Source organism: Gallaecimonas aegicerasi (genome assembly GCF_045291545.1).
GTDB lineage: Bacteria > Pseudomonadota > Gammaproteobacteria > Enterobacterales > Gallaecimonadaceae > Gallaecimonas.
On sequence record NZ_CP149514.1, the window covers coordinates 2,794,337 to 2,812,114 of the forward strand.

Below are 17,778 nucleotides of genomic sequence, written 5' to 3' on the forward strand. Positions count from 1 at the left end.
TCAGCCCACCTTACCCAGCAGCGCCTGCAGGTCGAACACCAGGCCGGCTTTTTTGAAGCTGTCGTAGGCGCCGCCCTCGGGCCCGTCCGCATAGAGCCGCCGCAGGTCCCCTTGGGGTAGCCGGCCCCACTCGGTCCGTTTCACTTTGGAGATGATCGGCGCCTTGGGCTTGTCCTGGGCAAGATAAGCCGTCGCCTTGTGGACCAGGGTCGCCAGGGGAAGGCTAGGGTGGTCAGCCACCAGTTCGTCGGCCATGGGCACAGCGATGTCCTTCGGTATCTCCATTTCCTCGAGCAAAGCAGCCAGCCTTTTGGCCTTGTCGTCGGCCGGGGGCGATGGCGGTTTGGGTGGAGCAACCCTGTCCAGCGACCGGTTGAGGGAGATCAGCCGGCCTTCGATCTCGGGCATCAGCAGGTCGTCGTACTTGGCGATAAGCTCGGGCCTGCCGCTCTTCAAGGCGGCCAGCATGGGGTGGACAGGTTTGAACTCGTCTTCGAAGACCTTGCGCAGCAACGGCGGCTTGATGCGCTCGACGCCCGTCACTATGGCGCGGATCTGCGCCAGGGCGAAGAGCTTGACCACGATGTCCATGACCCCCTGGGTCAGCTCGTACATGGTCGCTTCCAACTCCTCGTCCAGGGGCGCTGCCTCCCTCAGCCATTGGTACTTCCAGAGCCGTTTCAGGAGCCTCGTCCAGTGTTCGTCCCTGGGCAGCCTGTCCCAGCGGATGCTGCCCAGCCCGGAGATCCGCCGCGCCGCCCTGAAGGTGCGCTGGAAGAACTTGCTGGCCCTGTGGGTACCCACCTGGATGATGGGCACCCCTATGGTGTTGACCAGGGACACGAAGAAATTGTGCATCTTCTCGGCGCCGCCCGACCTGGCCTCGTTGAGGTTCTGGACCTCGTCGATGATGAGGACCCCGAGGGCGTGGAGGTTGGCCACCTGGCACATGCTGGCCAAGAGGCGCTTCGTCCCCAGCTTCTTGCGGCCGTGGCTGCGGCTGTAACGGGTGCCGAGTACCTTGTCCACCTGGTTGAAAAAGCTCAGGCACAGCTCGTCCAAGTCGCCGTCGATGGGGCAATCGACCTTCAGGTAGGTCAGTTGGGTGATGTTGTATTCGGGGTGGTGGAGGGCCTGGGGGTACATGCCCAGAATCCGCTCCAAGGTGCGGGTCTTGCCACAGCCCGAGCAACCGAACAACGACAAGCTGCTGGCCGAGGAGGAAACGCTTTGGTAGACGGCCGCATCCAGGTCCTCTTCCTCCACCCGGCGGTAGCCGTTCTGGAGGTGCGAATACCAAGCGCCGTTGGCCGGGTTCCGGCCTATGTAGCCCTGGCGGATCATCAGGCTGATTTTGCCTTCCAACTCCAGGTGATGGGTCAACGGCTGGAAGAAGCCGTGGAGCAACCGGGCTATGGCGTGGGCCCTGACCCGGCCGTCCAGCAAGGCCTCTTGGGGATCGAAGGCGGGCAAGGCCTGGAGCTGGGCGACCACCTCCTGGAAACCGGGTATGGGCGGCAGGGCGCTGATGAGGGGGTTGCCGTCGTACTCGGGCAGCTGCTGTTCCTGATAGCTGGCCAGGGGGATGGCGCCTTGGCGGATTTCGTCAGTCATCGTCGCCCTCCCCGAAGATAAGGTCGCTCATGTCCGGATAGGCGTAGTCGTCCGGCTTGCCGCCTTTGAGCGGAACCACGTCGGCCGGTTTGCTTTGCAGCACCTTAGCCGGCTTGAAGGCCGCCTGGCGGCGCTCGTGGCGTTTTTCCTGCTGCTTGTTTTCCCGGATCTGGGTGCCGAGATCCTTCTTGGTGAGGCCTGCCTTGGCAGGGCTGGCTTTTTCAGCCTGAGAGGCGATGGACTCTATCTTCTCCAGCAGCTTGCCCTTTTCCTTCATCCCTTCCATGGCGGCGTTTGCATCGCTGCGGCGTTCGGCTTTGGACAGCAGCCAGACATCCCAGAAGGCCATCCCCCTGAAACGCCGACTACGGTCCGCTAAGTCACACACCCAATATTCCTTGAGGTTGTTGGATGGACGGATGTAGATGTGGTCGGCGCTGCGCGGGTCGTAGGCCACTGTCACCCTTGCCGGCCTGTGGCCCTGGCCCCGATGGAACCAGCCCGCCTTGAGCGCTTCCTGGCAGGTGTAGAAGCAGCCGAACAACCTGACGCCCAGTTCCGATACCGTGGCTTGCTCATGGGGCAATAGGTTGATACTGACCAGATCCTGTGGGGCCGTACGCAAGCGGCCGGTGAGGTTGGCCAGCCCCCAGTTCCACAGGGTGATCGGGATGGCCGGCAAATCGCCCGGCATGTCGGCAGGCCTGTCGTATTTAGCTAGGGTCTGGAAATTGTTGTGCCAGAGGACACCGGCGATGATGGTCTTGGTGAACTCGGCCAGGGTCAGGCTGGCATCCAACCTGTAGTCGCGGCCGCCGCGTTTGCGGCTGGTGGTGCCTTCCACCATGCCGCTGACATAGGGCTTGAAGCGTTCCTGCACCGTCCGGAAATGGCGTTCTACTATTCCCTTGGCGTCCCCACGCCGGGCAGGCGCGTTCTCGATACGGACCCCGAAGGCCTGGGAGAAGGCTTCGACCTTGGTGCCGTTCAGTTCGCCTTTGTCGGCCAGCACCACGTCGGGCAGCCCCTTGACCGGCCAGTCGCCGGCATCGATATCCACGCCGTACTGGCGGCAGTACTCCACTTTGTCCGAGATGGTGTTGGCAAGGGCCACCATGGCGCTGGCCCAGGAAGGCCCCTCGAATCCGACGTACATGCCGGCCACCATCCGGCTGAAAACGTCGATCACCAAATAGATGACAGGCCGCCCCACTATGAGGCTGCGGTCGTGCTCGGACACCAGGTAGATGTCAGCAATGGTGGCGTCGATCTGGTAGCGATAGCCCGGCCCCAGCGCCTCTGTTGTCGATGTACCCCTGATGGGGCGGATGTCCTTGGCGAAATCCATCGCAGTGGTCCTGCTCGCCAAGGTTTCCGTGAAGTGGTATTCGCGCTTGTAGAAGTACCTGAACTGTTCCAGGGTCGGGAGTTCCTTGGCGGGCAGCTCCGGCCTGGCGACGCCGAGCAGGTTGAGCCCTGCTGAGTAGGCGTCAGGTATGGACGGGTGCTTTTCCTTGAGAAGCCGCTCTTCGATGACCCGCCTGAAGATCCTCTCCACGTCTGGTGTTACGTTGCTCCCCCGGCCATCCCTGACGACCCTAGGCCTGCCCAGCTTGGCTTGGTCCGGTTTGCGCTTCTTGCCCTTGCCGCCGGAATTGGCGTAGTCCGGCAACAACGCATTCCTGCACATGCCCCTTTGCCAGTAGCGCCGCAACAACCGATACACCGTCTGTTTGGTGACGCCGTGGCGCTCCATGACGCCTTTGACGATAACCCCCCTGGACCGGCGTTCGAAGAGACCAATGTCTTGTGCCACGTCGGCGAGCATTTCCCATGCCGCGTCGCGTTTCTGTTGGTCGACGGAGCCTTCCCCGACTTCGCGCAAGGTGGCGTCCAGGAAGGGCTCGTCGATACGCTCAAGCGCCCCATCCAGCAGCAACTTTTCCAGCTCTGCGACCGGCACCGTTTCCGGGAGGGCGGTAGTCGAATCGATGTCGATCCATACGACCTGCTCGACATCGCACCACAAAAGGCGCCGGCGCACGCTCCCCATTTGGAGGACCTGGTTAACGGGGAACACGGTGCAGCTCCTGCAGTGCGTGGTGTGGATTAGCGGCCAGGTCCTCCGGTTTGAGTTCCCGGTAGGGCCTGTTGATATCGAAAAGGAAGTGGTGCCTCGCCAGCAACTGGCGGAGCCAATACAAGGCCTGGCCGGGTTCCGTTCCATAGGCCATATCCAGATCCTGCGCGATGGCAGTCAGTTTCTTGCCGGGGTGGCGCCGGAACCCATCCAGGTACAGCCCTTGATAACGGTCCAGCTCGTCCAGGGGAATGTCTTCCTCAACTTGTGCCGGGTAGAGCCACTGGATGTTGGCGAGTGCCACTTTGGACACTTCCCTTTCCGTGACGAGGGCCCAAGGGATCCCCTTATCGCTCCAATACCGCCTCTCGATCTCCAATCTTTCGATGACTTCAGGTTGCTCGAGGTCGGCACTGTACTTGGCTTGGATGGCCAGGGCCGGCCGGCCCGGGTCGTCGAAGTCCACCAGGAAGTCGCTGGTCAGAACTTGGGGGAAACCTTGGTATTTGGCGTGGGGAAGGCCGTGCTCTTGTGCAAGCCGGACTGTGTCTTCGACCCGCATCGGAAATTGTTCCCGGATGTCGGTGACCTGAGGAGACCAGTCCAGGGTAAGGAATACGGCGAGTTCAAGATCGGATAGGAGGTGGTGCAGGCGTCGGGTTTTACTGCCGGGCAGGCGGTGGGAACGTCCCAAGGAAGAAACGTCCCTGGTGTAGATGAACGGCTTGTAGTCCGCCCCATGGCCTTGGCCACGGCCTTCCTTAACCCTTCTGTCGATTTGCGCCTGGGTCAGTCCCTTGAATGTTCCAGCCATGCAAAAAGCCAACGTCACTTGTCGATAACATCAACATAGCGGACGTTGGCTTTGGATGAAACTTTATTCTCAAGGATGAGACTTTATTTTCAGGGATGAAACTCTATTTTCATCCCACATGAGAATATTATTGCGCAATCTGACCTATTCAACCGTCACGGATTTAGCCAGGTTACGAGGCTGATCTACGTCGGTGCCTTTGATGATGGCGACGTGGTAGCTCAGCAGTTGCAGGGGTAGGGTGTAAAGCACAGGGGCGAGGATGTCGTCACAGTGCGGCACCGCCAGTACCTGCATGTTGGCCGCCGGGGTAATGGCGGCGTCTTTGTCGGCGAACACATAGAACTCGCCACCACGGGCGCGCACTTCTTCGATGTTGGATTTGAGCTTTTCTACCAGGTCGTTGTTGGGCGCTACCACGATGATCGGCATGTCGGCGTCAATCAGTGCCAGAGGGCCGTGTTTGAGTTCCCCTGCGGCATAGGCCTCGGCGTGAATGTAGCTGATTTCCTTGAGTTTTAACGCCCCTTCCATGGCGATGGGGTATTGGTCGCCACGGCCCAGGAACAGCGCGTGGTGTTTTTCGGCGAAACGCCCGGCCAGTGCTTCAATGTCGCTGTCCAGATTCAGGGCGCTTTCAATCAGTGCCGGCAGTTTGTGCAAGGCTCTGGCAATGGCGGTTTGCTGGCTGCGGCCGTTACCCAGGGCGGCAGTCAGCAGCAGCAGGGCGGTGAGCTGGGTGGTAAAGGCCTTGGTGGAGGCCACGCCGATTTCGGCGCCGGCGCGGGTCATCAATGCCAGGTCGGACTCACGCACCAGCGATGATCCCGGCACGTTACAGATGGTCAGGGTGCGGGCGTAGCCGATCTCCTTGGCCAGGCGCAGGGCGGCCAGGGTGTCTGCGGTTTCGCCACTTTGCGAGATGGTGACCAGCAGTGAACCGGGGCGGGTTACCGACTTGCGGTAACGAAACTCCGAGGCAATTTCCACATTGCAGCTGATACCGGCGATGTCTTCAATCCAGTAACGGGCTGTCATACCGGCGTGGTAACTGGTACCGCAGGCGATGATCTGCACATGCTGAATGTCGCTCAAGTCACCCAGTTCATCCAGGTGCAGGCTGTCGCCAACCAGGCGCCCCTCCAGGGTGTTGCGAATGGCGATGGGCTGCTCGTGAATTTCCTTAAGCATGTAGTGGCGGTAGGGGCCTTTGTCACCGCTGTCATGTTTGAGATCGGTCTCGCTGGCTTCGCGTTCCACCTGCTGGCCGCTCTGATCAAAAATGGTGACTTGGTGGCGGGTGATTTTTGCCACGTCACCTTCTTCAAGAAAGGCAAATTTGCGGGTAACCGGCAGTAGCGCCAGTTGGTCTGAGGCCAGGAAGTTTTCACCAATGCCAAAACCAATCACCAGCGGGCTACCGCTGCGGGCAGCAATAAGTTGCTCGGGGTCTTGCTGGTCCATTACCACCATGCCGTAAGCGCCGTGTAGCTGGCGGACTGCCGCCTGCACAGCTGCCAGCAAACTATCTGCTTGTTGCAGTTCGTGGTGTACCAGATGGGCAATCACTTCGGTGTCGGTGTCAGAGGTGAACTGGTAGCCGAGGTTTTGTAGACGCGCTCGCAGCACTTCATGGTTTTCGATGATGCCATTGTGCACCACGGCCAGGCGATTGCCCGAAACATGAGGGTGGGCATTAGCCTCAGAAGGCACGCCATGAGTAGCCCAGCGGGTATGAGCAATACCGGTACCGCCCGCCAGAGGCGTGGCTTGCAGCGCATCCGCCAGGGCCTGTACTTTACCCAGACGGCGCAACCGGCCCAGCTCGCCAGTGTCATTTAATACCGCTACACCGGCAGAATCATAACCGCGGTATTCCAGGCGCTTGAGGCCTTCTACCAGAATATTTGCTACATCACGCTGCGCCACAGCGCCAACAATGCCACACATGATCACTCCTTGCTTGGGGCCAGCAGCACGGTAACGCCCTGACCCTCAATTTGTAATTTGGCCGCCGCGTCCAGGCGGTCATCGGTAATAAGAACAGAAACGGCCTGCCAAGGCAGTTCCAGATTGGGTATGCGCCGGCCCAGTTTGTCGGCCTCCGCTACCACCACCACTTCCCGGGCGACATCAGCCATAACTCGAGACAACCCCAGTAGTTCATTGAAGGTGGTGGTGCCACGGGCCGGATCAATGCCATCACAGCCGATAAATAACTGGTCAAAATCATAGGCCCGCAGCACCTGCTCAGCCATTTGCCCCTGAAAGGCTTCGCTGTGCGGATCCCAGGTGCCACCGGTCATCAATAATGTTGGCTCGTTTTCCAGCTCACGCAGGGCTTGCACCATATTAAGGCTGTTGGTCATCACCACCAGGCCACGTTTTTGGCTGAAATGCGGGATCATCGCCGCGGTGGTGGAGCCAAAATCCATGATAATGCGGTTGTGGTCGCGGATACGGCTGGCGGCCAGTTCGGCAATAGCTTGCTTTCGTTTCGAAACTTCCTGATCAATACCGCTGACCACCAACTCCGTAGGCACCGGCACCGCGCCACCATAACGACGCAACAGCAGGCCATTACGCTCCAATTCGGCGAGATCCTTGCGGATGGTTACTTCTGAGGTGGCAAAATGCTGAGCCAGCTGCTCCACCGATACTTCGCCCTGCTCCGCCAGTATTTGCACTATGGTGTGGCGCCGCGGCAGGGTGTTACGTTTAGCCATGAAAGTTAAGTTCTTTCGAAACGAAAGAAAATACTAGCAAACCCCTGAACACTGGCCAATAAAAAAGCGACCCGCAGGTCGCTTTCATTCAGCTTTTTTTCACCGGCCGCTGCCAGTTGGCTATATTGCGCTGCCGGCCCCGAGCCACCGCCAGCTCGCCATCGGCAACATCTTTGGCAATAGTCGAGCCAGCCCCTACTGTAGCGCCTTTACCAATATTGACCGGCGCCACCAGCGAACTGTTTGAGCCGATAAAGGCACCGTCATCAATACACGTCTGGTGTTTGTTGGCACCGTCGTAGTTGCAGGTAATGGTGCCGGCACCAATATTGACGTTCTGGCCAATGTCAGCGTCACCTAGGTAAGTCAGGTGATTGGCCTTGGAGCCTTCGCCCAGCACCGCCTTTTTCATTTCCACAAAATTACCGACGTGGCTGTTGTGGTGCATCTGGGCACCGGGGCGCAACCGCGCCATAGGGCCAACGGTGCAATGCTGGCCAAGGGTGGCACCATCAATCAAGGAACCGGTCTTGATATGGCAACCATCAGCGATGGTGCAGTCTTTAAGAACGCAACCACTGTCGATGGTGACGTTATTGCCAATAACCACCCGACCTTCAAAAATCACGTTTACATCTACCAGCACATCTTCGCCAACGCTGACCTCGCCACGTACATCAATGCGGGCCGGGTCACGCAGGGTTGCGCCGGCCAGCATCAGCTGTTCGGCCTGACGTTGCTGGTAAGCCCGCTCCAGGGCTGCCAGTTGCACGCGGTTATTGGCTCCTTCCACTTCCATGGCGTCTTGCGGCTGGCCGCTGGTAATGGCTTTGCCTTCACTGTGGGCCATGGCAATGATGTCGGTCAGGTAGTATTCGCCCTGGGCATTGTTATTGGACAGGCTGCCCAGCCAGCGCTTTAAGTCGGCCGCATCGGCAGCCAGGATGCCAGTGTTGACTTCGCCAATGGTCAGTTCGTCAGCACTGGCATCTTTTTGTTCACGGATGCCCACCACCTGGCCGCTGTCACGCAAAATACGGCCATAGCCGCTGGGGTCATCGAGGGTGACGGTCAGCAGTGCCACACCACCGGCCTGGCGCTCTGCCAGCAAAGCCTCGAGGGTGGCCGGGCGGATCAGCGGCACATCACCGTACAGCACCAGTACCACTGCGTCGTCTGGCACGGCGGGCATGGCCTGGGCCACGGCATGGCCGGTGCCCAACTGTTCGGCCTGTAGTGCCCAGCTGACTTGCTCGCCCGCCAGCTGTTCGCGCATCAGTTCGCCGCCATGGCCGTACACCAAATGCACACCGGCGGCATTGACGGCATTAGCAGCATCAATCACATGCTTGACCATGCTCTTGTGTGCCACCCGGTGCAGTACCTTGGGCAGGCTTGAGCGCATACGGGTGCCTTTACCGGCGGCGAGAATAACGATGTGCAGATCCATAACGGCTTACTAATTTCTCAGTTGGCGGGCAGCATAGCCCAAAACAAAAAGGCGGCCAAGTTGGCCGCCTTTGCACACTGATGTGGTTACTTGCGCTTGAGCATTTCCAGCAACCGCAGCTTCGCAGCGGCCTGGGCCAGCACGGCCATGGCTTCGGCATAGTCGAAGTCGTGGCTGTGGGACGTTACTGAGGACAGTGCTTGCTGATGCGCCGCTTCCGCCGCTTCGGCATCAATGTCCTTGCCACGCAGTACGGTATCAGCCAGTACGGTAACACCTGCCGATTGCACTTCAAGTACACCGCCAGACAGGTACAGCAGTTCTTCGTCGCCGAACTGTTTGACCATACGCAGGACGCCGGGCTTGAGCTTGGTCAGTAGCGGCGCGTGGCCGTACATCACACCCAAATCACCCCAGTCACCGGACACCTGGATACTTTCCACGAGACCGGAGAAGATTTTCTTCTCCGCACTCACCACATCCAACTGTATCGTCATCGCTGCCATGAGCTCCTCCTATTAGAGCTTAGCGGCTTTCTCGACTGCCTCGTCGATGCTACCAACCATATAGAAGGCCTGCTCAGGCATGTGATCATACTCACCGTCGAGGATGCCCTTGAAGCCACGAATGGTGTCTTTCAAGGAAACGTATTTACCTGGCGCACCGGTAAAGACCTCTGCAACGAAGAACGGCTGAGACAGGAAACGCTCGATTTTACGGGCGCGGGCTACTGTCCGCTTGTCGTCTTCTGACAGCTCGTCCATACCGAGGATGGCGATGATGTCTTTGAGCTCTTTGTAACGTTGCAGTACGGTTTGCACACCACGGGCAACGTTGTAGTGCTCTTCACCCACCACCAGCGGATCCAGCTGACGGCTGGTGGAATCCAGCGGGTCAACAGCCGGGTAGATACCCAAAGAGGCGATCTGACGGCTCAGAACCACAGTCGCATCCAAATGCGCGAAGGTGGTAGCTGGTGACGGGTCAGTCAAGTCATCCGCAGGAACGTAAACGGCCTGAACGGAGGTGATAGAACCGGTCTTGGTGGAGGTGATCCGCTCTTGCAGTACACCCATCTCTTCAGCCAAGGTCGGCTGATAGCCTACCGCTGACGGCATCCGGCCCAACAGCGCGGATACTTCGGTACCGGCCAGGGTATAACGGTAGATGTTATCCACAAAGAACAGTACGTCACGGCCTTCGTCACGGAATTTTTCAGCCATGGTCAAACCGGTCAGAGCAACGCGCAGACGGTTACCCGGCGGCTCGTTCATCTGGCCATAAACCATGGTTACCTTGGACTGGCTCAGGTCGTCAGCGTTGATAACGCCCGCGTCCTGCATTTCATAGTAGAAATCGTTACCTTCACGGGTCCGTTCACCAACACCGGCAAATACTGACAGACCACTGTGCTGGGTGGCGATGTTGTTGATAAGTTCCATCATGTTGACGGTCTTACCTACACCGGCGCCACCGAACAGGCCAACCTTACCACCCTTGGCAAAGGGGCAAACCAGGTCGATAACCTTGATGCCGGTTTCCAGCAGCTCGGTGCTGTTGGACTGTTCTTCGTAGCTGGGGGCGTCACGGTGGATAGACCAACGCTCCTGCTCACCGATTTCGCCTTGCTCATCGATGGGATTACCCAGCACGTCCATGATGCGGCCAAGGGTAGAAGTACCTACCGGCACTTTAATGGTGCCACCGGTGGCTTGCATCACCATGCCACGCTTGAGGCCTTCGGACGGGCCCATAACAATACAGCGGACCACGCCGCCGCCCAGCTGCTGCTGGACTTCAAATACCAGGCCGTCCAGCTCGTGGCCGTCTGCCTGGAGTTTCAGGGCTTCGTATACCTGAGGTACAGCGTTCTGCGGGAACTCTACGTCCACCACAGCACCGATGACCTGTACGATCTTGCCTGTACTCATGATGTTTCCTCTGAACTATTAATTCGGACGAATGCCTTAAACGGCTGCCGCACCGGCAACAATTTCGCTGAGTTCCTGGGTGATCGCGGCCTGACGGGCCTTGTTGAACACCAGTTGTAACTCGTCGATAAGGTTGCCAGCGTTGTCGGTAGCCGCCTTCATGGCCACCATCCGGGCTGCTTGCTCACAAGCCAGGTTTTCGACGACACCCTGATAGACCTGGGACTCCACATAACGTTTGCAGAGAGTGTCCAACAGGTCGCGCGGATCACCTTCATAAAGGTAATCCCAGCGGTGGGCATAGCTGTCGTCATCGGACTTGGGCAGCGGCAGCAGCTGGTCGATTTTCGGCTCCTGCTTCATGGTGTTTACAAAGTTGTTGAACACCAGGAACAGCCGATCCAATCGACCTTCATCAAATGCTTTCAACATCACCTGAACGGACCCAATCAGGTCAGCCAGGGCTGGCTCATCACCCAGACCGCTGGTCTGGGCAAGGAGGTTGCCGCCATGACGTTTGAAAAAAGCAGTGGCTTTGGTGCCGATCACGGCAAAGTCCACTTCTGCGCCTTTTTCACGCCACTGGCTAACATCAGCCGTGACTTTTTTGAGCAGGTTCACGTTCAGGCCGCCGCAAAGACCACGGTCGGTCGAGACCACAATGTAGCCAACCCGTTTTGCCTCACGCTCATCCACGTAGGGATGTTTGTACTCGAGGTTGCCACGGGCAATATGGCCAATCACCTGCCGAATGGCCTGGGCATAGGGACGGCTCTGCGCCATGCGCTCTTGCGCGCGACGCATTTTTGAGGCCGCCACCATTTCCATGGCTTTGGTGATTTTCTGTGTGCTCTTGACGCTGGCGATCTTGCCTTTAATTTCTTTCGCGCCGGCCATAATGCTTTACTCCGTTATCCACGGGGGGCGGGTTTGACCCGCCCGGCGAATTACCAGGTCTGAGTTGCCTTGAAGTCGTTCAGGGCAGCCTTAAGGCCTGACTCGATCTCTTCGTTGTAATCGCCTTTCACATTGATCTTGGCCAGAAGCTCGGCCTTCTCACTACGCATGTAGGAAAGCAGGGCGTCTTCAAAGGCGACCACCTTGTTGACCTCAACGTCGTCCAGATAGCCTTTTTCTGCTGCGAACAGAGAAACCGCCATTTCCGCAACGGACATCGGCGCGTATTGCTTCTGTTTCAGAAGTTCAGTGACTTTCTGACCGTGATCCAGCTGGCGACGAGTGGCGTCATCAAGATCAGAGGCAAACTGGGCAAATGCTGCCAGTTCACGGTACTGCGCCAGAGCGGTACGAATACCACCGGACAGTTTCTTGATGATCTTGGTCTGTGCCGCACCACCAACACGCGATACCGAAATACCCGGGTCAGCTGCCGGGCGGATGCCGGAGTTGAACAGGTCGGTGGTCAGGAAGATCTGGCCGTCGGTAATGGAGATCACGTTGGTCGGTACGAACGCAGATACGTCACCGGCCTGGGTTTCGATGATCGGCAGGGCGGTCAGAGAACCGGTTTTGCCTTTCACTTCACCCTTGGTGAATTTTTCCACGTAGTCGGCATTAACGCGGGAGGCCCGCTCCAGCAGACGTGAGTGCAGATAGAAAACGTCACCCGGGTAGGCTTCACGGCCCGGCGGACGGCGCAGCAGCAGTGAGATCTGACGGTAAGCAACGGCCTGTTTGGACAGGTCATCATAAACAATCAGGGCATCTTCACCGCGGTCACGGAAGTACTCACCCATGGCACAACCGGAATACGGAGCCAGGTATTGCAGGGCAGCCGCTTCAGAAGCAGAAGCCACCACCACGATGGTGTTCTGCAGGGCGCCGTGCTCTTCGAGCTTGCGAACCACGTTAGCAATGGTGGATGCCTTCTGGCCAACCGCCACGTAAACGCTGTATACGCCAGAATCTTTCTGGTTGATGATGGCATCGATGGCCAGCGCGGTTTTACCCACCTGACGGTCACCGATGATCAGCTCACGCTGACCACGGCCTACCGGTACCATGGCATCAATAGCCTTATAGCCGGTTTGCAGTGGCTGGTCGACGCCCTGACGGTCGATAACGCCCGGGGCAATCACTTCAACCGGTGAAAAGCCATCGTGTTCGATAGGGCCTTTGCCATCAATCGGCTCACCCAGGGTGTTAACCACACGGCCCAGCAAGCCACGGCCTACCGGTACTTCCAGGATACGACCAGTGGACTTTACCTTGACGCCTTCGGCCAGGTCAGCATAAGGACCCATAACCACAGCACCGACAGAGTCACGCTCCAGGTTCAGAGCGATGGCGTAGCGGTTGCCAGGCAGTTCAATCATTTCGCCTTGCATGACGTCAGCGAGGCCGTGAACACGGATGATGCCGTCGGACACAGAAACAATGGTGCCCTCATCATGCGCTTCACTGACGACGTCGAACTGCTCAATACGAGACTTGATCAGCTCGGCGATTTCGGTGGAATTCAGTTGCATGCTCTATTCCCCAATCAGGACTGCAGCGTGTGATTCATGCGGCTCAGCTGTCCTTTGACGGAGCTGTCGATTACCAAGTCACCCACTTTTACCAGGGTGCCGGAAATCAGGGCCGGGTCGACACTGCAATTCAGCTTTACTTTGCGTGCGAGACGTTTCTCTAGGGCAGCCGCCAGCTTGCCTTGTTCAGCATCACTCAGGGCAGTCGCAGATGACACATCGGCCTCTACTTCCTGGTTATGCTCAAGGCGCAGCGCTTCAAACAGGGCTGCCACCGCCGGCAAGGCCGGCAGGCGTTCATTTTCAGCCATCACCTTCACCAGGTTTTGGCCGTTTGCGTCCAGTTGCTCACCGCAGATGCCGATGAAGGCGTCAGCTTGCTGGGCCGGCGCCAGGGTGCTGGCGAACAACGCCTGCATTCTGTCGTGCTTGGCCAGTTCGCCGGCAAAGGTCAGCATCGCTGACCATTGATCAACGGCGGCTTTTTCAACCGCAAACTCAAAAGCCGCTTTGGCGTAGGGACGAGCAACAGTAGTCAGCTCAGACATGGCTCCCCCTTTCACACTTCGGCGACAATCTTGTCGAGAATGTCGCGGTGCGCAGCTTCGTCAATGGAACGCTCGAGAATCTTCTCAGCGCCGGAAACAGCAAGAGCAGCAACGTGCTTGCGCAGGTCTTCTTTCACCCGCACACGCTCGGCATCTACTTCGGCGTGGCCAGAAGCAACAATTTTTGCTTTCTCGGCCAGCGCTTCTGCTTGCGCCTCTTCGATGATCTGCGCCTTGCGCTTGTTAGCTTGTTCAATAATGGCGCTGGCGTTAGCCTTGGCATCTTTAATGGTTTCGGCCGCTTTGGCCTGTGCCAGTTCTAGATCCTTGGCGGCGCGGTCAGCGCTGGCCAGACCATCAGCAATTTTCTTCTGACGATCTTCGATGGCCTTGATCAGGGGTGGCCAAACATACTTCATGCAGAACAGCACGAAGATGATGAAGGCAATAGCCTGACCAATGAGGGTAGCGGTGATACTCACAACGGATCTCCTCTATGTCGTTAAGTTGGAGGGGGTTCCGTTGGGATCAGCCTGCTGCAACTTGAGACAAGAAGGGGTTGGCAAAGGTGAAGAACAGCGCCAGACCAACACCAATCATGGTTACCGCATCCAGCAGACCCGCTACGATGAACATTTTCACCTGCAGCATCGGCGCCAGTTCCGGCTGACGAGCAGCGCTTTCCAGGAACTTGCCACCGAGCAGACCAAAACCGATAGCAGTACCCAGGGCACCCATACCGATCAGCAGCGCAACAGCGATAGCGGTAAAGCCAACGATAGTTTCCATAGTTTTCTCCAGACTTAATGGTTAATGGTTAAAAGCAAAAGTAAAACGTAATTAATGGTCTTCACTGGCCAGGCTCAGATACACGATGGTCAACATCATGAAAATGAACGCCTGCAAAGTGATGATCAGAATGTGGAAAATGGCCCACGGTACCGACAGCAGCCACTGCCCGTACCACGGCAGCAGGGCAATCAGGATAAAGATCAGCTCACCAGCATAGAGGTTACCGAACAGACGCAGTGACAGCGAAATAGGCTTGGCCAGCAGCGTTACGGACTCCAGCAGGAAGTTGAAGGGGATCATCCACTTGCTGTTAAAGGGTTGCATGGTCAGCTCTTTGACGAAGCCGCTGACACCCTTGATAGCAACGGTGTAATACAGCATCAGGAAGAACACACCGAGCGACAGCGCAAAAGTGGTGTTGAGGTCAGTGGTCGGTACCACGCGAGAGTACACGTGGCTGGGGTCGGCACCGAACAGCTCAGCAACCTTCTGAACCAGAACCGGCAGAAAATCCACCGGGATCAAGTCCATGAAGTTCATCAGGAAAATCCATACGAAGATGGTCAGCGCCAACGGCGCAATGAGCTTGGAGCGGCCGTGAAAGGTTTCTTTCACCGAGGTGTCAACAAACTCAATGATCATCTCCACAAAGCATTGCAGCTTGCCCGGCACGCCGGTATCAGCCTTTTTGGCTACCATCCGGAAGATTGCCAGGAACAGGATACCCAGCACTGCCGAGACAATGAGGGTGTCGATATTCCAGGTCCAGAACCCTTCACCGACCTGCGCGTTGGTCAGGTGGTGCTGAATGTAACTGGACGAGGTCATGGTTGCGTTACCAGACATGGTTAGTCCCACTTAGTTTCGTTGATTCAAAACCGGTGCTAGCCATTGTGCCAACAATGCCACCCCGTAGGTGGCAAAAAGGGCCCCCGTCACTACGGGAACCCACTTGAGCACAACAACAAACAGCAAAATTGTCAGCCCGATCTTGGCTGCTTCGCCTTTATAGAAGCCGTTCACCACTTGTCGGGCGGCGCGTGCGCCGGCATGAGCAAACGCCAGCCGGGCAAACACCCAGTGTGGCAGTACCGCTATCAAACCGCCAAGCAAAGCGGAATAACCGGGGCGGACTCCCCACACTAAAAACACCATCATGACAACCAAGGCCACCAGCGTTGCCTGGGTGACGACCAGTTGGTAGGCCTTTCTACGGCCTGCTACTGCCAGGGCGTCAGTCACGATTTAGCTCCATTCACCTCGTAAAAAATGCCTTTTATTACCAGGTGCCAAAAAAACTGGCGAAAGTATACCGTTTTGCAATCTGATTGCAAATCAGGAACCCCTTTAACAAGGTCTTTTAAAGTGGTTTTTAGACTAAGGTATTGTTGTGGTTTAACCCCGCTTTTTCCTTAAAACTTCTGACAACAGACCACAATCATCACAGTCATTCGAAGCGCCGTGAGCAATGGCACGGCTTACGCCATTGTTAAATTGATGTTGCTTTACTACAAAACCGCTAGTTAGTAAAAAAAAGCGCCCTTGGCGGCGCTTTTAGTTGTCATTTTAACTATTAATGAGCAAATTTTGACTCAAGGTGCTAATACGTCATTAATTCTCTGCATCAACGCCCAGATGCCTGAGAATACCGTCAAGTTCATCCAGCGAACCGTAGTTAATCACCACTTTACCTTTGCCACGGGCGCCGTTGTTTATGGCGACTTTGGCACCAAAACGTTCCGATAAGGTGGTTTCCAAGCGGCGAATATCCGGGTCAACCGGCTTTTCTACCTTGACCGGCTTGCCTTCCAGTACTTTTTTGACCAGTTTTTCCGTTTCCCGCACGGACAAGCCGCGGCCAGCAACAACTCGGGCGGTATCACTTTGCTTCTCTCCCCCCAGAGCCAACAGCGCCCGGGCGTGGCCCATTTCTATATCGCCGTGCTCCAGCAGCCGTTTGACATCATCGTTCAGGGAGTTAAGACGCAGCAGGTTGGTGACAGCGGCCCGGGATTTACCCACTGCATCGGCGACTTCCTGATGGGTCAGTTCAAATTCGCCCATCAGCCGTTTCAGCGCCACAGCCTCTTCCATAGCATTGAGATCTTCACGCTGAATGTTCTCAATCAAGGCGATGGCCACAGCCGCTTCATCCGGCACGGCCTTGACCACGCAGGGTACCTGCTCCAGTTCGGTCATTTGCGCGGCCCGCCAGCGCCTTTCACCGGCAATGATTTCAAACTCGTCATCGGCTAGCGGTCGCACCACTATCGGCTGAATAATCCCCTGGGCACGAATGGAGCTGGCCAGCTCTTCCAACGCATCAGCGGCCATATCACGGCGCGGCTGATATTTACCGGGTTTGAGCCATTCTACTGGCAACCGTCGCAGTTCCCGCTGCAACGGCGGGGTATTGGCTTCGTCATTGCTTTGCTGTTGTGATTCACGGCTGTTGCTGCTGGTAGCCAGCAGAGCATCAAGACCGCGGCCCAATCCGCGAGGTTTTTTGACCATGCTCTATCTATTCCCTTACTGTCCGCTGGCCGCCGGCAACGCCGAGGTATCTTCATCATGGCGGCGTAACAACTCGCCCGCCAGTGCCAAGTAAGCCTTGGCACCATTGGAGGCTTTATCGTAGTACATGACAGGTGCACCAAAGCTGGGGGCTTCGGCCAACCTGACATTGCGGGGGATCACGGTGCGGTACAGCTTGTCGCCAAAATGCGTTTTCAGCTGATCGGACACATCATTGGCCAGGCGGTTGCGAGCATCAAACATGGTGCGCAAAATGCCTTCGATATGCAGCGCTGGGTTAATCACCGCAGCCAGCTTGCTGATGGTGTCCATCAATGACGTCAGCCCTTCCAGGGCATAGTATTCGCACTGCATCGGTACCAGTACCGAATCAGCCGCTGACAGGGCATTGACAGTCAACAGGTTTAGCGATGGCGGACAATCAATAAAAACGTAGTCGTAGTCACTTTGCACCGTAGCCAGGGCATTTCGCAGCCGCACTTCACGGGCGAAAAACTCCATCATCTTCACTTCGGCCGCAGTCACGTCACCGTTGGCCGCGATCAGATCGTAGCCACCGGCCGTTTCAGTCTGAACCACATCAGCAAAGGGTTTTTCATCAACCAGCAGATCGTAGACGGTACTGCCAACATCGTATTTATCCACCCCGGAGCCCATGGTGGCATTGCCCTGGGGGTCAAGATCGATCAGTAGTACCCGGCGTTTGGTTGCTGCCAGTGAGGCAGCCAGGTTGACACTGGTAGTGGTTTTGCCGACTCCGCCTTTTTGATTGGCGATGGCGATGACTCTGGCCACAGTG

17 protein-coding genes are annotated in these 17,778 nt (G+C 57.2%); all 17 read right to left on the reverse strand.

Annotated features, from left to right (window positions below; translation table 11 throughout):
- Entirely contained in the window at window positions 1-1,614 is a 1,614-nt protein-coding gene (locus WDB70_RS13720) for an ATP-binding protein (RefSeq protein WP_406665284.1), read from the reverse strand.
- Window positions 1,607-3,694 (reverse strand): Mu transposase C-terminal domain-containing protein, encoded by a 2,088-nt coding sequence (locus WDB70_RS13725; RefSeq protein ID WP_406665286.1) that lies wholly within the window; start codon window positions 3,692-3,694, stop codon window positions 1,607-1,609. Before WDB70_RS13725 ends, WDB70_RS13720 begins: the two co-directional genes overlap by 8 nt.
- Window positions 3,681-4,508, reverse strand: a complete 828-nt coding sequence (locus WDB70_RS13730; protein WP_406665288.1) for a TnsA endonuclease C-terminal domain-containing protein — start codon at window positions 4,506-4,508, stop codon at window positions 3,681-3,683. Before WDB70_RS13730 ends, WDB70_RS13725 begins: the two co-directional genes overlap by 14 nt.
- 144 nt (window positions 4,509-4,652) lie before the next feature.
- The gene (gene glmS, locus WDB70_RS13735) at window positions 4,653-6,458 is read right to left on the reverse strand and encodes a glutamine--fructose-6-phosphate transaminase (isomerizing) (RefSeq protein WP_406665290.1); all 1,806 of its coding nucleotides are present in this window, start codon (window positions 6,456-6,458) and stop codon (window positions 4,653-4,655) included.
- Between the two features lie 2 nt (window positions 6,459-6,460).
- The gene (locus tag WDB70_RS13740) at window positions 6,461-7,234 is read right to left on the reverse strand and encodes a DeoR/GlpR family DNA-binding transcription regulator (RefSeq protein WP_406665291.1); all 774 of its coding nucleotides are present in this window, start codon (window positions 7,232-7,234) and stop codon (window positions 6,461-6,463) included.
- 88 nt (window positions 7,235-7,322) lie between these two features.
- Window positions 7,323-8,684, reverse strand: a complete 1,362-nt coding sequence (glmU, locus tag WDB70_RS13745; RefSeq protein ID WP_406665293.1) for a bifunctional UDP-N-acetylglucosamine diphosphorylase/glucosamine-1-phosphate N-acetyltransferase GlmU — start codon at window positions 8,682-8,684, stop codon at window positions 7,323-7,325.
- Between the two features lie 86 nt (window positions 8,685-8,770).
- Entirely contained in the window at window positions 8,771-9,190 is a 420-nt protein-coding gene (locus tag WDB70_RS13750; RefSeq protein ID WP_406665295.1) for a F0F1 ATP synthase subunit epsilon, read from the reverse strand.
- A gap of 12 nt (window positions 9,191-9,202) precedes the next feature.
- Window positions 9,203-10,615, reverse strand: a complete 1,413-nt coding sequence (gene atpD, locus WDB70_RS13755; RefSeq protein WP_406665297.1) for a F0F1 ATP synthase subunit beta — start codon at window positions 10,613-10,615, stop codon at window positions 9,203-9,205.
- Window positions 10,616-10,651: 36 nt separating this feature from the next.
- On the reverse strand, window positions 10,652-11,512 hold the full coding sequence (atpG, locus tag WDB70_RS13760) for a F0F1 ATP synthase subunit gamma (protein WP_406665299.1): 861 nt from the start codon (window positions 11,510-11,512) through the stop codon (window positions 10,652-10,654).
- A gap of 50 nt (window positions 11,513-11,562) precedes the next feature.
- The gene (gene atpA / locus WDB70_RS13765; RefSeq protein ID WP_406665301.1) at window positions 11,563-13,104 is read right to left on the reverse strand and encodes a F0F1 ATP synthase subunit alpha; all 1,542 of its coding nucleotides are present in this window, start codon (window positions 13,102-13,104) and stop codon (window positions 11,563-11,565) included.
- 14 nt (window positions 13,105-13,118) lie between these two features.
- Window positions 13,119-13,652, reverse strand: a complete 534-nt coding sequence (gene atpH, locus WDB70_RS13770) for a F0F1 ATP synthase subunit delta (protein WP_406665303.1) — start codon at window positions 13,650-13,652, stop codon at window positions 13,119-13,121.
- An 11-nt stretch (window positions 13,653-13,663) separates the two neighbouring features.
- A complete protein-coding gene (atpF, locus tag WDB70_RS13775; protein ID WP_406665305.1) occupies window positions 13,664-14,134 on the reverse strand; it encodes a F0F1 ATP synthase subunit B in 471 nt (156 codons plus the stop codon).
- A 46-nt stretch (window positions 14,135-14,180) separates the two neighbouring features.
- Window positions 14,181-14,441 carry a F0F1 ATP synthase subunit C gene (gene atpE / locus WDB70_RS13780; protein ID WP_406665307.1) on the reverse strand — a complete coding sequence of 87 codons (261 nt, stop codon included), beginning with the start codon at window positions 14,439-14,441 and terminating at the stop codon, window positions 14,181-14,183.
- Window positions 14,442-14,492: 51 nt separating this feature from the next.
- Window positions 14,493-15,290 (reverse strand): F0F1 ATP synthase subunit A, encoded by a 798-nt coding sequence (atpB, locus tag WDB70_RS13785; RefSeq protein ID WP_406665309.1) that lies wholly within the window; start codon window positions 15,288-15,290, stop codon window positions 14,493-14,495.
- Between the two features lie 12 nt (window positions 15,291-15,302).
- Window positions 15,303-15,686 carry an ATP synthase subunit I gene (locus tag WDB70_RS13790; RefSeq protein WP_406665311.1) on the reverse strand — a complete coding sequence of 128 codons (384 nt, stop codon included), beginning with the start codon at window positions 15,684-15,686 and terminating at the stop codon, window positions 15,303-15,305.
- Window positions 15,687-16,055: 369 nt separating this feature from the next.
- The gene (locus WDB70_RS13795; protein ID WP_406665313.1) at window positions 16,056-16,958 is read right to left on the reverse strand and encodes a ParB/RepB/Spo0J family partition protein; all 903 of its coding nucleotides are present in this window, start codon (window positions 16,956-16,958) and stop codon (window positions 16,056-16,058) included.
- Window positions 16,959-16,973: 15 nt separating this feature from the next.
- Window positions 16,974-17,774, reverse strand: coding sequence for a ParA family protein (locus WDB70_RS13800; protein ID WP_406665315.1), 801 nt, complete (start codon window positions 17,772-17,774; stop codon window positions 16,974-16,976).
- Window positions 17,775-17,778: the final 4 nt, after the last annotated feature.